Below are 15,183 nucleotides of genomic sequence, written 5' to 3'. Positions count from 1 at the left end.
CCCGCGCAGGGCGTCCCGTTCTTGGACTTCAAAGCCCTGCGCCCTGCCGGGGCGTGATCCCATCCCGCCCCGGCAGAACATCTGTGGAATTATAGCGGAGGCCTGTATCCGAACGGGTTCAGGCCTCCCCTTCCCCGCTCTCAGCTGCAGTGATAGCGCAGGCTGGTGGCGGCGCGCACCATCTCGTCCCAGTTGGAAAACTGGGTGCTCTCCTTGACAAAGCTGTCCAGCAGAAGGGGCGCATAGACGATGGTATCCGCCTTCCAGTTGACCATCACCGCACTGGAGAATTTGAACCCGTCAAAGTTCTCAAAGCGGGTGTTCCGCTGCATGAATTCGTCGGTAAAGATATCCTCCAGCAGCTTCATCAGTTCCGGGGCGTTCCCCAGGAACACATAGCCCTGATTATTATTTGTTGCTTCCATAGAACTTCTCGGCCTCTTTCTCAACATAGCCACGCCAGGCGGGAGCGTCGTCTTCCATGCGCTGGCGGATCCAGGGCATCAGCTCGGGCTGGCCGGTGACAGGCTCCTTGCGGACAACGGTCATGTACAGGGAACCCTCTCCGGGGGGGCAGCCGGGCAGGAAGTAGGCATCGGGATGCTCCTTCAGATGCCGGCGGGTACAGTTGCCGTGGAGGATGATCTGCTTGTCGGGGGTGTTGGGATCCAGCTTGTTGTCGCAGCCGGCCACAACGGTCATGCCCTTGTTCTCATCGTAGATGCCGATGGCCTTCAGGGTCTCCATGTTCAGGGTGAGCAGAGCCTGGCAGCTGGAGCAGGCGCCGTCGCAGTGGACGTCATACTCGGGCCAGCGGTTGCGGATGTCCTCCAGGTAGGGGACCCACATCTTCTTGCTGCAATCGGCCAGCTTATCGCCCACAACCTCAATGTTATCGGGGTTGGTGGTGCCCAGGCCCACCTCATCGGCGACCTTGAAGTAGCTCACGCCGTCGGGATCGATGCCCACCAGCTCGCAGGCGATGCGGTCCAGGGCCACGGGATCCTTGGAACCCATGACACAGTCCAGCTCAATGGGAGTGGGAGTGTGGGGAGAGTAGCCGCTGGCAGCGCTCATCACGTCCATGATGTTCAGGTCGGGCCGGCAGACGCTCCACACATCCATCATGGCCATGGTCAGGTTCTGGCGGTGCATGGTGGTGTGGACCTGATCCTGCACCACACCCTTGATGTTCTTCAGAGCGCCGGAGAACACCATGCTGGCGTGGGCCTTCAGGATGGGCAGGTTGATGATGTGCTCGGCCTCCAGCAGCAGCCGGGGCAGTTTCACATGGCTGATATTGGAGCGGTAGTCCCGGACGGCAACATTGATCAGGTCCTTCTCCCGCTTGATGTCGTAGAGCTCAACGCCCTCCTCGGCAGCCATCTTGGCGATGCCGCAGGCCTCGTAGCACTCCATGGTATCGCAGCCCACAGCGGCGGACTCGGCAATGACGATGCGCTTGGGATTGGCCTTGCGCACCTCGTGGATCACGGCGCGGACGGTCTCGGGGTGGGTACACACGGCAAACTCGGGGGGAGCCGCGTGGCCGGCGTTGGGCTTGAGAATTACGGTGGTGTTGGGCTTGATGAGGTTGGTGACGCCGCCCAGCATATCAAAGACGCGGGTTACATTTTCCTGAACGTCCATGCCGTGGGCAAGGGCTACAGTAGAGTTCTTGCTCATAGGGTTACCTCCTTTTGTATTTGGACCGCTCACTTTTTATGGGCGGCCATGTAGTCCTGGTCATACTTGTGATCCTGCAGAGCCAGAATCAGCAGGATGGAAATAAAGGCCAGTACCGCGAAAACGATGTAAGCCACGCTCAGGCTGTTGAACAGCTGCTTGATCAGGCCGTTGACAGCAAAGTTGAGCATGAAGATGATGCTGGTCAGGGGGAACACCACGCTGTTGACCTTGGCGTAGCCCACCCGGCCGAACACGGAGCCGGGAACGGAGTTCATCAGGTTGGGAGCGGCAGCACCCAGGAAGCCGATGATCACCAGGGACACCCACACCAGAGGCATGATGCCGCTGACGTTACACAGCATGGCGATGATGTACAGAACGCCGGTGAGCACGCCCGCCTTCTTGATGCCAAGTTTAAACACGATGCGGCCGAAGATCACCGAACCGATGATGCCGATGACAGCGATGGCGCTCATAACGCCGGTGGCCATACCCAGATCCATGCCCACCTCCATGTTGCGTGAAACCAACTGGGTCATAATACCCATCTGAACCAGCATCAGCAGGCCGGTGGCAAACACACACAGCCACACTTCCTTGGTCCGCAGCAGCTTGCCGGTGGTCCAGCCCGCATCGGAAACCTCGGGGGGCTTGGTGGAGTAGTTAGCCTTGAACTCGGCCTCAGTGACGTTATCGGGATACAGGCCTCGCTCAGTGGGGGTATTGCGCAGCAGGATGGCGCCGATCACGCCCACCACCACAGCCACAATGCCGCAGATCATGGAGCTGGTGCCGATGCCCATGGCGCCCACCATCACGGTGAGCAGGGGGACGAAGAGCATGGTGCCCAGATTGGAACCCATGGCCACAACGCTCATGGCCTGGCCCTGCTTCTTGGGGAACCACATGGCCACCAGGGTACCGATGCCCACAAAGGAGCCGGCGCTCAGGCCGCCGCCCACGCAGCACATGGCGATGAGATACATGGGCACGTTCACGGCGTTACCGGCAGCGATGTGACCCAGGCCCGCCAGAATCAGGCAGCCGGCAGCCACCTTACTGGGGCCGATGCGCTGATTCACCTGGCCGGCCACAATGGCCACCAGAACACCAATCACACCGGCAATGGAGTTCATGGTAAGGATCAAACTTTGATCCACGTTCAACTTTTCCGCTACTGCGGGAGAGATCACGTTGGTGCCGTCAGCAAAAAAGCCGCCGTTGCTGAAGAAGATCAGCAAACCGAAGATCAGCAGAAACCAACCCCAGGCACCAAAGCCTCGCTTCGTTTGTTCCATACTTTCACATTCCTTTTTACACATTCCATCTGGGCAAACCGGACAGCTCCGCCTGCCCTTCCCTCTTGCGTAGCATTGCCTGACGTTCCGGATCGTCTTGGAGCGATTATCAGTATAAGCTTTACAAGCATTTTTGAAAAATATATAATGTTTACAACAGTATAAACAATTCATATACTTACCAGGAGGAAACTTGGCATGGAACTTTCACAGCTTCGGTACTTTTCTGCCGTAGCCCAGTTGGGTAATATGTCAAAAGCAGCCGAGACCATGTTTGTGTCCCAGCCCAATCTGAGCACTTCCCTGTCCCGGCTGGAGGAGGAGATAGGAGTCCCGTTGTTTGAACGCAGAAGGGGTAAGATCACTCTGAATCAGAGCGGTGAGTGCTTCCTGCACTATGTGGACCATGCTCTGTCCGCCCTGGAAAAAGGCGTGCAGGAGGTACGCAATCTCAATGCCGACCGCCCGGAAGCGCTGTCCATTGCCTGTATGGTGGACGATACCATCATGCTGCAGCAGTTCCTGCTGAAAAATCCGGATATCAGCCTCAACCACCAGCGTGCCGATCTGCCCTCCGTCACCGCAATGCTGGAGCGCCAGGAGGTAGACCTGGCCCTCACCGTACTGGAACCTCCGGGAGACGATCTGGCCTTTGAACGGCTGTACGAGTGTGACTTTGTGCTGCTGCTCAACCGCGCCCATCCTCTGGCCGGCTGCCAGAGTATCAGCCGCCAGCAGTTGGCGGGCGAGCACCTGGCCATCGACGGCTCCCGCGTCAACCGGACCACCTTCTGCGCCGCTGAAGAAAAAATGGGAAACAACCCCATCATCGACTACGATGTGCGGCACCTGGAACTGCTGCTCTCCCTGGTGGAGGCAAACCGCTGCATCTCCATTGTACCGTCAGTGAAATACCGGGAACTGCGGCTGCTGGGCAAGCACAACGATGTGGTCTGCCGTCCCTATACCGACGGCGCGCCGGTGGCCTATTTCGGCATCGCCTACCACAAGCGCCGTCCGCTGAACGCTCAGGGCAAGCGCTTTCGGGACTTTGTGCGCGACTATATGCAGGGTATTGACCGGGCCTATGAGGCACTGATAGAGCAGGTCCGCTCCGAGATTGCGGACGGTGTATCCCAGAGCACCATCTGATCTGAGCGCATATAAAAAGCCCCCGCTGAGGACCATTTGAGGTCCTCAGCGGGGACTTTTTCATTCTGTTATGCTACGTTCTTTGCGATTTTCCAGCGGTTGGAGCGGTAGAACCACCAGCCCACCGGCACCGAGCTGGACACCGCAATGCCGCAAGCCAGATAAACACCGTAAATGCCCATAAAATGCTCCAGAATTACCGCCAGCACCAGACGGACCACGATGCAGTTGAGGAAGGAGTTCCACATAATAAACACCGTGTGGCCCGAACCAGTGGCCAACGTGTTATAGGTGTACATACCTGCATAGAAGAGCTGGCATACAATCTCAATCCGCAGGTTGATGACGGCCCAGTGCTGAACCTCCGGGTCGGGGGTGAAGATCATCACCAGCCAGGGAGCCAGGACCTCGGCCAGCACGATGATGACTGCCGCCATACCCAGGGACAGCTTCATACAGGTCTTCATCACCTGCTCCGCCCGGTCGTACATCTTGGCGCCCAGGCACTGGGCGCACATGGTGCCGGCGCCGGTGGTGAGCGCGGACAGGAACAGCTGGCAGAAATCCCGGATTTTATTGGAGGCTCCGTTACCGGCAGACACCGCCACACCGTATTTGTTCACCAGGCTCAGCACCACCAGCCAGGAAATGCTGGCGATGGTCCACTGGAGGGCCACCGGCAGACCCAGCTTCAGGGTCATACCCACCACGCGGCGCTCCGGGCGCAGGTACTTCAGCCGCAGGCCCAGGCTGTCCCTATGGATCAGGCTGAACACCAGGGCTGTTATAAAAGACACCGCCTGACCAATTACAGTGGCCATAGCCGCGCCTGCCACACCCATCTCATAGACCGCCACAAACAGAATGTCCAGGATTACATTGAGGCTGACGGACACAATGATGCAGTACAGCGGGATGCGGGAATTTCCCACCCCCCGCAGAATGGCCGACAGTGCGTTATACCCAAAGATGAACAGCAGACCGATGCCGCAGATTCCCAGGTAGGCCACCGAATCCTCCATGGCAGGGGCTTTCAGCAGCGTCAGGAAGGGCCGGCCCAACAGCAAAATCGCCACGGTAAACAAAATACCGGTGATAACGCCCACCGTGAAGGTATTACCTGCCGCTTTCTTGCGCTCCTCGTCCGCGCCGCTGCCAAAGTAGCGGCCCACCAGGATGTTGCCGCCCACCGTCAGGCCTATGGCCACCTGGGTCAGCATATTCATGATGACGCTGGAGGTGTTGATGGCGGAGATACCGTTATCTCCGATGAAATGACCGGCGATGATAATGTCCGTGATGGAATAGATGGCCTGCAGCAGGCTGGATGCCACCAGGGGCATGGCGTATCGAATCAGCTTGCGGCTGACACTCCCCTCGGTCAGATTGTTCTGAAGGGCGGGCATACCCATCCTCTCCTTTTCTCTTTCTCATACATGGTATAGTGTACCGCGCCGTCCTTCTCCCTGCAATCCCCACCTTTTGCTCAGTCACTTTCTTTTTAGTAACCAATTTCATATCAAATAAAGCGGGGCCCGCCGGAATCCGGCGGGCCCCGCTGAACTTTTATTTGCTGTGCTTTTTGGTCAGATACTCGTGCATGGAGGCGGCAGCCTTCTTGCCGGCGCCCATGGCCAGGATCACGGTAGCCGCGCCGGTAACCGCGTCGCCGCCGGCGTACACGCCCTCCCGGCTGGTCTCCATGGTCTCCTCGTTGACCTGGAGGCAGCCCTTCTTGTTGGTCTCCAGGCCGGGAGTGGTGGACCGGATCAGGGGGTTGGGGCTGGTGCCCAGGCTCATGACCACAGTGTCCACGTCCATCACGAAGTTGGAGCCCTCCACCACCTTGGGGGCACGGCGGCCGCTCTCGTCAGGGGCGGTCAGGCGCATCTTGACGCACTCCAGGCCGCCCACCTTGCCGGTGCCGTCGTCCAGCACCCGCACAGGGTTGGTGAGCAGCATGAACTCGATGCCCTCCTCCTTGGCGTGGTGGACCTCCTCCTTACGGGCGGGCATCTCCTCCTCGTCCCGGCGGTAGAGGACATAGACGTGCTTGGCGCCCATACGCTTGGCGCAGCGGGCGGCGTCCATGGCCACGTTGCCGCCGCCGATGATGGCGGCAGAGCCGGAGATCTTCAGGGGGGTGTCGTAGCCCTCCCGGTAGGCCTTCATCAGGTTGATACGGGTCAGGTACTCGTTGGCGGAATACACGCCCGCCAGAGTCTCGCCCTCGATACCCATGAACATGGGCAGACCGGCGCCGGAGCCGATGAACACGGCCTCATAGCCCTCCTCAAACATCTCGTCGATGTCGAAGGTCTTGCCGATGACCATGTCGGTCTCCAGATCCACGCCCAGAGCGGACAGCTTGTCCACCTCGTTCTGCACGATGGCCTTGGGCAGACGGAACTCGGGGATGCCGTACACCAGCACGCCGCCGGCGGTATGGAAGGCCTCAAACATGGTGACCTGATAGCCCAGCTTGGCCAGATCGCTGGCGCAGGTCAGGCTGGCAGGACCGGAACCCACCACCGCCACCTTGATGCCGTTGCTCTGGGGCTTCTCAGGCATGGCGTTGATGTTCTCCCGGTACCAGTCGGCCACAAAGCGCTCCAGGCGGCCAATGGCCACCGGCTCACCCTTGATGGCACGGACGCAGCGGGCCTCACACTGGCTCTCCTGGGGACACACACGGCCGCTGACGCTGGGCAGGGCGTTGGTGTCGGAGATGATCTCATAGGCGGCCTTGAAGTCACCCTCGGCCACCTTGGCGATGAACTCAGGGATGCGGATATTCACCGGGCAGCCGCCCACGCAGGGCTTGTGCTTGCAGTTGAGGCAGCGACCGGCCTCCTCCATGGCCATCTCGGCAGTGTAGCCCAGAGAGACCTCCTGGAAGTTATGGTTGCGTACATTGGGGTCCTGCTCCGGCATGGGGACCTTCTTCAAACTCATATTAGGCATTGTATCAGTCTCTCCTTACTGGATCATTTCCTTGGCAAGCTGGTCCATACGGCAGGCGTGGCGCTCCTTCTCCTCCGCCTCCTGGGCGCGGTAAACCGCGTTGCGGTTCATCAGCTCGTCAAAATCCACCTCGTGGCCGTCGAAGTCGGGGCCGTCCACACAGGCAAACTTCATCTTGCCGCCCACGGTGACACGGCAGCCGCCGCACATACCGGTGCCGTCGATCATGATGGGGTTCAGGGAGACGATGGTCTTGATGCCGTAGGGCTCGGTGGTCTTGGACACAAACTTCATCATGGGGATGGGGCCGATGGCGATGACAGCATCATAGTGGATGCCGGAGTCAATGAGCTCCTTCAGCTTGACGGTAACGAAGCCCTGCTCGCCATAGGAGCCGTCGTCGGTCATAATGTAGCAGTGGTCGCTGACAGACTTGAACTCGTCCTCCAGAATGACAATATCCTTGGAGCGGAAGCCGGCGATCACGTCCACCTCCAGGCCCTCGGCATGGCAGGTCTTGGCCTGGGGATAGGCAATAGCGCAGCCCACGCCGCCGCCCACCACGCAGACGCGCTTGGCGCCCTCAGGCAGCTCGGTGGGCAGGCCCAGAGGACCCACAAAGTCCTGGATGTGGTCGCCCTCATTCAGGTCGGCCAGCAGCTCGGTGGTCAGGCCCACCTTCTGGAAGATGATGGTGATGGTGCCCTTCTCACGGTCATAGTCGGCAATGGTCAGGGGGATGCGCTCACCCTGCTCATCCAGCCGCAGAATGATAAACTGTCCCGCCCGCGCCTTCTTGGCGATCAGGGGGGCTTCAACCTCCAGCAAGGTAACGCTGGGGTTCAGCACCTTCTTGCGTACGATCTTTACCATAGTATTCAACCTCTTCTTCTCAATAACAATCTGCGGCACGGTTTCCCGTCACGGCCGCTTCCGCCATTTTTATGACTGCCCAGTTTAGAAAACCTTACAGCCCCAATGGTTTGCGGCCTTCCAGTCATACGGATAAACGATATCAGTTTTCCCTTACTTTGTCAAGCGGCAATCACCGCCTTTGGCACATCATCCAAAGCTTCGCCCCTGCCAAAGGGGCCACTGTACCCGAATGGCAAACATACCGTTTTCCAGTTCAGCGGTCAGTTGGCAGCCCATCTGCTCCGCCAGAGTTTTGACAATGGCCAGGCCCAGACCGGTGTTGCGGCCGGTGCGCATTTTATCGGAAGTAAAGAAGCGATCGAAGATATGGGGCAGGTCCTCCGCCGTCAGCTCATCGGTCTCGTTGGCAAAGAGGCTCACCACCTTGTCCCCCTCCTGCCAGAGCCGGACGGTCATCTTCCCCTGTCCGTGGTCCAGGGCATTGCGGATCAGATTGGTGAATACCCGCAGTACGCCGCCGTTGTCTGCCTGCACCGGCGGCAGATGCTCAGACAACTCCACTGTCATATCAAAGTGCCGGTCGGTAAAGTCGTTGTAGAAGGCGGCCAGCAAACCGGACAGGCTGGTATAGAGATTCACCGGTTCCTGCTCCAGAGGATACTCTCCCCCTTCCAGCCGGGACAGGTCATAAAAGCCGGTGATGAGACTCTGCAATGCCTTGGCCCGGCTCTCCACCACCGCAAGGTACTCCCTCCGCTCTCCCTCCGGCAGCGAAGGGTCCTCCAGCAGCTGAAGATAGCCCAGGATGGAGGTCAGAGGGGTACGCAGGTCGTGGGACACGTTGGCAATCTGCTGGCGAAGGGAGCGCTCCCGCTCCAGCCAGCGGGACTGGTCCTCCCGCCGCAGCTCCAGCAGGTGGTTGACCCCCTCCAACAGTTCCTCCGCCGCCCGGTTGGGTACCGCCATCCGCAGCCGTGCGGTGCTGTCTCCCTGGGTCAGCTCCCGCAGTTGCTCCGCCGCCTCTTTTAACGCCCGGTACTGTGTCCAAACCCACAGGCCCAGTCCGGCGCATACTGCGGCCAGCAGGATACAAAGGATGATCGCCATGGTCCCATCTCCTCTCCAGCCCAAGCGGGCGTGCCGCAGGAAGCGGCACGCCCGTGGAAAAGTTTCTTTTTACTTGATCTCCCGCCGCCGGAACCAGAGCAGGCCCAGCGCTGTGGTAAATACCAGCCAGCCTATCCCTACAGCCCAGCACCAGAACTGGTACTCCCAGGTAAGCCAGCCGGACAGAAAATCAGGCATCAGCAGGGATGCTGGCATTAAAATCGCCTGAATCAAACTGCCGACCCGGCCCTCGGTACCTATGGCCGCCAGGGCCACCAGCACAGGCTGGCCAAAGAAGCTGAGGATATAATAGAACGCCATCCATGCCGCCGTGCTGGGGATGAGCAGGGCCATCATGTGGCACAAGCTATATATCCCGCACCAGACGGGAAGGGCCCCCAGCAAAGAGAAGCCTACCACCGCCAAAGCAACCAAATCGGCCTCCCGGGAGTAGTGAGGCAGGGCCAGCCAACCCACCAGCAGGTAGCTTCCCAACAGCAGCAGGCACAGCACCAGCCCCAGCATCAATCCGGCCAACAGCTTGCCCCAGTAGATCCGTCCCCGGCTCAGCCCGAAGGACACCTCATTTTTTAAGCTCCCCAGGGCCTTGCCGTCCACGATCTGGGTAAGCAGCGGGGCAACCAGCATCCCCAGCAGCATGGTAGTGGAGGCAGCGGAGGCCATTTGGGAAAAGTCGTCAGCCTCCAGCATCATAAAGGTGAACAGAGCGGTACACACTCCCAGAAAGAGAACCAGCCCGTAGATTCCCTTGTGCCGGAAGGCCTTCCACAGCTCCGCCTTAATGTAGTTGAGCATATGTCTCCCTCCCGGCGCTGTCTGTCAGCGAATCTCTTTTTTCCGAAATGCCAGCAGGCCTACCAAAATGGACCCCGCCAGCACCACCAGGCCTACCACCCAGCACCGGCCCACATAGTCCCACTGGAAGGCATAGAGATGCAGCTGCTCCAGCATAACGGCGGGCATAAATTGCCGGATCATTTCAAAGGTCGGATGGATGAGCAGACCGCACAGTTGGAGGATGGAGGGCACCACACCCAGCAGGGCCACCGCCACAAAGGCGGCCAAGGTGGTGTTGCGCACCAGGAAATAACAGGCCAGTACCACGCCCTGGGCTCCCAGCCACAGGGGGAGCGCACCGGCGAGGGTGTAGCCCACCAGTGCCAGACCGGTCTGGTCCAGTTCATTGTGGGGCAGCAGCACCCAGCAGCCTGCCATATAGAGGGCCACCATCACCACCGCCGCCAGCAGTGCCACCAGGGTAGCCACCGCCAGCTTGCCCAGGTAGATCCGCACCCGGGACACGCCGTAGGACACCTCATTTTTCAGAGTGTTGTGCTTATACTGCTCGGAAAAGACCATGTCGCCGGTGAGGATGGTGGCGTACAGTCCGACACTCAGCATCATGGGGATCATGATGACAGCGGAATAAAAGTCCATTTGCGTGTTGCCGTTGGACCAGGTGAACCAGAACCCCCACAGCATCAGCCCCTCCAGGGCCAGCACCACCAGCAGGGTCAGGTAGAGATACTTTCTCCGGAATACTTTATAACATTCAGCGGCCAGATAGTTACGCATGGCAGACACCTCCGATCATGGACAGGAAGTAGTCCTCCAGGTTGGCCCCCCGGCTCTCCAGGGAGCGCAGGGCCACGCCGCCCTCCACCAGCACCTTTGCCACTGTCTGGGGCTGGTCCAGGAAGCTGTACAGCCGCAGGATACCGCCGGAGAGCACCTCGTAGTCCCGGGTACCCAGCTTCTGCTCCAGCACCAGGGAGGCGGCGGAGGGGTCCTCCACCCCCACCTCGATGCAGGCCCGGCACTTCTCCTCCAGATCCCGGGCAGTGATCTGCTCCAGCATGACCCCGTTGTCGATGAAGCCGTAGCAGGTGGCCAGGTTGGCCAGCTCCGGCAGGATGTGGCTGGAGATGAGGATGGTGGTCTGCCGCTCCCGATTGAGCTTGAGCAGCAGGTTACGGAACTCCACAATGCCCTCCGGGTCCAGACCGTTGATGGGCTCGTCCAGCAGCAGGAAGTCGGGCCGGTTCATCAGCGCCAGGGCCAGGCCCAGCCGCTGCTTCATGCCCAGGGAAAAGTTCTTAAAGATCTTTTTTCCGGTGTTGGCCAGATCGGTCTCCTCCAGCACCTGGTCCACCGTTCCCTTGCCGGGGATGCCACGCTGGATGCGGTAGTATTCCAGGTTCTGCCGGGCGGTGAGGTAGGGATAGAAGCTGGGGGTCTCTACCATGACCCCGGTGCGGGCACGCACCTTCATCAGGTCCTTACCCGTGGCCCCGAAGAGGGAGATCTCCCCCGCCGTAGGCACGGTCTGACCGGTCACCATGCGGATGATGGTGGTCTTTCCGGCGCCGTTGCGGCCTACCAGGCCATAGATCTGGCCCTTCTCCACCGTCAGCTCCGCCCGGTCCACCGCAGTGTGGGCCCCGTACCGCTTGGTCAGGCCCTTTGTGTGTAATACGGTATCTGTCATAGGGCATCAGCCTTTCTCTTGGTTTGTGATGCCAGTATACAGGCAAGTCAATAACCGGGCTTTAAGCAAAGGTGAAGAATGTTTAAAGTTGGGTGTGATCTTATAAATCGTTCAGTTTGAAGCCGATACCCCACACCGTCTTGATGTACTCCGTGGGGCTGGCTTTTGCCAGCTTAGACCGCAGATTGGAGATGTGGACGTTTACCGTATTGTCGTCCCCCATATACTCCCCGCCCCACACCTGCTGGTAGAGCTCCTCCCGGGTAAAAACCTTCTTGGGATGCTCCATCAACAGGGCCAAAATGCGGAATTCCCGGGCGGTGATGGTCACCGGCTTGCCGCCGGCGGTGACGGTGACACCCTCCTTGTCCAGCACCAAGTCCCCGTGGGTAAGCACAGCCCCGCCGCTCCCCCGGTCAAACTGTTTGTACCGGCGCAGCTGGGCCTCCACCCGGGCGAGCACCTCGGCGTTGTCGAAGGGCTTGGGAATAAAGTCGTCCGCCCCCAGCCGCAGCACGTTCACCCGATCCTCCAGCCCCGCCTTGGCGGAGAGAACGATGATGGGCATGGTTTTACGCCGGCGGAGCTGGGCAATAAACTCCTCCCCGGTCATGCCGGGGAGCATCAGGTCCAGCAGCACCAGATCATAGTCATACTGCTCCGCCCACAGGGCGGCTTCACTGCCCGAGTAAGCGGGCCGGCAGTCATAGCCCGCCCCGGTCAGGATCTTGCACAGCAGGTTATTGATGTCCTGGTCGTCTTCCACCACCAGGATGTGGCAGGTCTCCATATATGATCTCCTCCTGGTCCCCGGTTATTTCACCCGCAGGCGCTTGGCCAGCTCGTGGTCCGGGTCCACCACGGCGGTCTGATAGGTGGTATACACCACCATGCCCGGCCGGGCCCCGGCGGGCTTTTTCACATACTTCACCGGGGTGTAGTCTACCGGCACCCGGGTGCTGTCCCCCGCCTGAGAGAAGGTAGCCGCCAGAATGGCCGCCTCGGTGAGGCTCTGGGCGTCGGCCTCCCCTCCTTCCAACCACAGGATCACATGGGAGCCATGGATCTTCTGGGTGTGGAGCCAGATGTCGCTCTTATAAGCCATCTTGGTGGTAAGCTGGTCGTTCTGGCTGTTGTTCTTGCCCACGGTGATGCGTAGGCCGGTGGTGGAGCGGAACTCCATGGGCTTGCCCGCCACCCGCTTCTCCCGCTTGGCGGCAGTCTTGGCCCGGCGGAGATAGCCGGTGTCGGTGAGCTCCTGGCGGATCTCGCCCAGGTCCCGCTCCCCTTCCGCCAGGCGGATGTTCTCCAGCACGCTGTTCAGATACTCCAGCTCGCGCTCGCCCTTCTCAATCTGGATGGTGAGCATCTCCTCCGCCTTCTTGGCTTTGTTGTAGTCCTTATAATATTTGGCGGCATTCTGCTGAGGGGTGAGCAGTGGGTCCAGTTTGATGTCGATCTCACCATAGTCCGGGTCGTAGAAGTTCTGGGCATGGAGCACCGCCATCCCCTTCTCCATCCGGTGGAGATTGGAGGTGATGATGTCTCCCTGCTCCCGCAGCTTTTCCCGGTCAAAGGTGGCAGTCAGCTCCTTCTCCTGGTTGGCCAGCTTGCGGGCGGTACGGTCTCGGGCGTTGGTCACCGCCTTCACCAGATCCTGGCCCCGCTGCTTGACCCGCTCCGCCGCCTCCCGGCGCTCATAGAAGCCGTCCAGCAGAGCGGAAAAGCTGTCCTGCCGGATACTCTCGGTCTCCGGCCCGTACTGGAGGATGGGCAGGAAAGAGAAATCCACCGGTTTGCCTTCCCGCACCAGCAGATAAGCTGTAAAGCTATTTTGCTGTACAATATTTTGCAGCTTGAGCAGCTCCTGAACCAGGCCCTCCTCCCCTCCGGCCCGGAACACGATTTCCCGGGCAATCAGGGGTGAAAGGCCAGTAAAGGTATCCATCAGCAGCTTTTCCGGCTCTTTTCCCATGGGATTATCCAGGGCCGCCCTCAGCCCGCCCTCATCCAGTGTAAAGGGATTCAGCTTGGCAGGCGGAGCAGGGAGCCGATAGAACAGGCCGGGCAGCACCTGGCGCTGTCCTCTGGACAGGTCGCCGTCAATGCGGCGGATACAGTCAATGATGCGCCCCTCCCCGTCCAACAGGATCAGGTTGGCGGAGCGGCCCATGGCCTCCAGCACCAGACGGCGCTCCACCCGGTCCCCCAGTTCGTCAATAGTCTCCAGCTTGAAGTCCAGGATACGCTCCAGGGGGGGCTGGTTCAGCTCCAGAATGCGACCGCCCAGCAGATGCTTGCGCAGCAGCATACAAAACATAGGGGGCTTGTCCGGATTCTCCCGATTCAGGGTGGTGAGGTGGGCCCTGGGGTGGCCGGGATTGGCAGAGAGCAGCAGCTTCAGATTCTCGCCCTGCCCCCGGAGGAAGAGCACGATCTCATCCCGGGTAGGCTGATAGATCTTGTCGATCTTCCCCCCTACCACGGCCCGGCGAAGCTCCTCCGCCACGGCGGTCAGGCACAGTGCGTCTAACGGCATTCCTCTTCCTCCATCATTACGGCAAACAGTTCATTGAGCCGGTCGGTGCGACCCTGAAGCCACAACCATCCGAACAGAGCCTCCAGGCCGGTAGCGGCCTGGTAGTCCGCCCGACTGGCATTCTGGGGCACACTGTGAGGGCTGGTATTGCGGCCCCGGCGGAACACGTCCTGCTCCGCCTCCTCCAGCAGGGGGAGGATCTTCTCCACTGCTCTGGCCTGGGCGGGAGCCGCCACATAGCGAACAGTGGCCCGATGGAGGCCCTTGGAGGTGGCCTTGCCGTGGAGACACAGCCAGGAGCGCACCATCAGCTCAAACACACCATCCCCCAGATGGGCCAGCCCCAAGCTGCTGATCCCCTGGATCAGTTCCGGCCCGGCATTGAGATGAAAATAATCGATCATAGTTCATTCCTCATTTGTAAATAGGATCTCATTCTGTCAGTATAGCGCAAACAAAGAGAAATTACAACAGATCGTCCAGCCGGGGGCAGCCGCCGGGCCGGAAGGGAAAACAGAGATAATCCCGCCCCTCCAGCGTTTCCAGCCGTGCAAAACAAAACAGCGGCGTCAACGGAAAAGGCCGGTCCTTCTGATACAGATAGGCCAGGAGAAAGCCACGCTCGTCCCGACAGATTAGGGCAGGACCTCTGGCGGCAGCAGCCAGCAGCGGTTCCCCCATCAGCCGGCCGGGATTGTCTTCCCGCTGCCACCCTGCCGGAAGCTTCTCTGCTCCATCAAAAGAGAATGCCAGTACGGCCTGACCGCCCTCCGGCGGCCAGACACCCTGCCGCTCCAGCTCGCTGATCGTCAAGGTACGCTCCAACCGCAGGACACCGCCCTGGGGCACAAAGGTGCCCAGCAGGGCTTTTCCTCCCCCTCCGGTAAGCCAGCACTTGTACAGTCCTTTGCCGTCGTTAGGCAACTGTGCGGCACACACCGCACGGTTCTGCTCCTCCCGCACCGTGAGCCAGCCCCGGCCCTCCCACAGTGAAAACCGCCGCTCCATACCCCGTCCCCCCTTTCTGCCATTCTATGCGCTCCGGGGAC

15 protein-coding genes are annotated in these 15,183 nt (G+C 60.0%); 1 reads left to right on the top strand and 14 read right to left on the bottom strand.

Annotated elements, in window-relative coordinates:
- Positions 1-140 precede the first annotated feature (140 nt).
- Genes B5E56_RS08125 through B5E56_RS08115 form a run of 3 tightly spaced genes read right to left on the bottom strand, consistent with a single transcriptional unit; the run spans position 141 to position 2,987 of the window.
- Positions 141-425, bottom strand: coding sequence for a hypothetical protein (locus tag B5E56_RS08125; protein ID WP_087187972.1), 285 nt, complete (start codon positions 423-425; stop codon positions 141-143).
- Positions 409-1,686 (bottom strand): DUF362 domain-containing protein, encoded by a 1,278-nt coding sequence (locus tag B5E56_RS08120; RefSeq protein ID WP_087389306.1) that lies wholly within the window; start codon positions 1,684-1,686, stop codon positions 409-411. The genes B5E56_RS08125 and B5E56_RS08120 overlap by 17 nt, the downstream gene beginning before the upstream one ends.
- Positions 1,687-1,715: 29 nt before the next feature.
- Entirely contained in the window at positions 1,716-2,987 is a 1,272-nt protein-coding gene (locus tag B5E56_RS08115; protein ID WP_087266640.1) for an MFS transporter, read from the bottom strand.
- 198 nt (positions 2,988-3,185) lie between these two features.
- Between B5E56_RS08115 and B5E56_RS08110 the strand changes: the two genes are divergently transcribed.
- A complete protein-coding gene (locus B5E56_RS08110) occupies positions 3,186-4,139 on the top strand; it encodes a LysR family transcriptional regulator (RefSeq protein ID WP_087389305.1) in 954 nt (317 codons plus the stop codon).
- A 68-nt stretch (positions 4,140-4,207) separates the two neighbouring features.
- Here the strand turns inward: B5E56_RS08110 and B5E56_RS08105 are convergent, their stop codons facing one another.
- The 11 genes from B5E56_RS08105 to B5E56_RS08055 form a co-directional block, all read right to left on the bottom strand.
- A complete protein-coding gene (locus tag B5E56_RS08105; protein WP_087188949.1) occupies positions 4,208-5,545 on the bottom strand; it encodes an MATE family efflux transporter in 1,338 nt (445 codons plus the stop codon).
- Positions 5,546-5,705: 160 nt separating this feature from the next.
- A complete protein-coding gene (gltA, locus tag B5E56_RS08100; RefSeq protein WP_087326543.1) occupies positions 5,706-7,103 on the bottom strand; it encodes an NADPH-dependent glutamate synthase in 1,398 nt (465 codons plus the stop codon).
- Positions 7,104-7,118: 15 nt separating this feature from the next.
- Positions 7,119-7,976, bottom strand: a complete 858-nt coding sequence (locus B5E56_RS08095) for a sulfide/dihydroorotate dehydrogenase-like FAD/NAD-binding protein (protein ID WP_087266644.1) — start codon at positions 7,974-7,976, stop codon at positions 7,119-7,121.
- Between the two features lie 189 nt (positions 7,977-8,165).
- Positions 8,166-9,086: a sensor histidine kinase gene (locus B5E56_RS08090; RefSeq protein WP_087389304.1), complete on the bottom strand. Its 921-nt coding sequence runs from the start codon at positions 9,084-9,086 to the stop codon at positions 8,166-8,168.
- A 69-nt stretch (positions 9,087-9,155) separates the two neighbouring features.
- Positions 9,156-9,902, bottom strand: coding sequence for a hypothetical protein (locus B5E56_RS08085; protein WP_087389303.1), 747 nt, complete (start codon positions 9,900-9,902; stop codon positions 9,156-9,158).
- Between the two features lie 24 nt (positions 9,903-9,926).
- A complete protein-coding gene (locus B5E56_RS08080) occupies positions 9,927-10,682 on the bottom strand; it encodes an ABC transporter permease (protein ID WP_087389302.1) in 756 nt (251 codons plus the stop codon).
- Positions 10,675-11,595: an ABC transporter ATP-binding protein gene (locus B5E56_RS08075; RefSeq protein ID WP_087389301.1), complete on the bottom strand. Its 921-nt coding sequence runs from the start codon at positions 11,593-11,595 to the stop codon at positions 10,675-10,677. Before B5E56_RS08075 ends, B5E56_RS08080 begins: the two co-directional genes overlap by 8 nt.
- Positions 11,596-11,695: 100 nt before the next feature.
- Positions 11,696-12,385, bottom strand: a complete 690-nt coding sequence (locus tag B5E56_RS08070; protein WP_087266651.1) for a response regulator transcription factor — start codon at positions 12,383-12,385, stop codon at positions 11,696-11,698.
- Between the two features lie 24 nt (positions 12,386-12,409).
- Complete coding sequence (locus B5E56_RS08065) at positions 12,410-14,134, bottom strand: Rqc2 family fibronectin-binding protein (RefSeq protein ID WP_087389300.1); 1,725 nt, start codon at positions 14,132-14,134, stop codon at positions 12,410-12,412.
- Positions 14,125-14,538 (bottom strand): Mini-ribonuclease 3, encoded by a 414-nt coding sequence (locus B5E56_RS08060; protein WP_087326564.1) that lies wholly within the window; start codon positions 14,536-14,538, stop codon positions 14,125-14,127. Before B5E56_RS08060 ends, B5E56_RS08065 begins: the two co-directional genes overlap by 10 nt.
- A gap of 61 nt (positions 14,539-14,599) precedes the next feature.
- A complete protein-coding gene (locus tag B5E56_RS08055; protein WP_087389299.1) occupies positions 14,600-15,142 on the bottom strand; it encodes a hypothetical protein in 543 nt (180 codons plus the stop codon).
- Positions 15,143-15,183: the final 41 nt, after the last annotated feature.

Source organism: Flavonifractor sp. An112, assembly GCF_002161085.1.
Classification (GTDB): Bacteria; Bacillota; Clostridia; order Oscillospirales; family Oscillospiraceae; genus Flavonifractor; species Flavonifractor avicola.
Note: the sequence above shows the minus strand (reverse complement) of the source record. Positions and strands in the feature narration are given on the sequence as shown.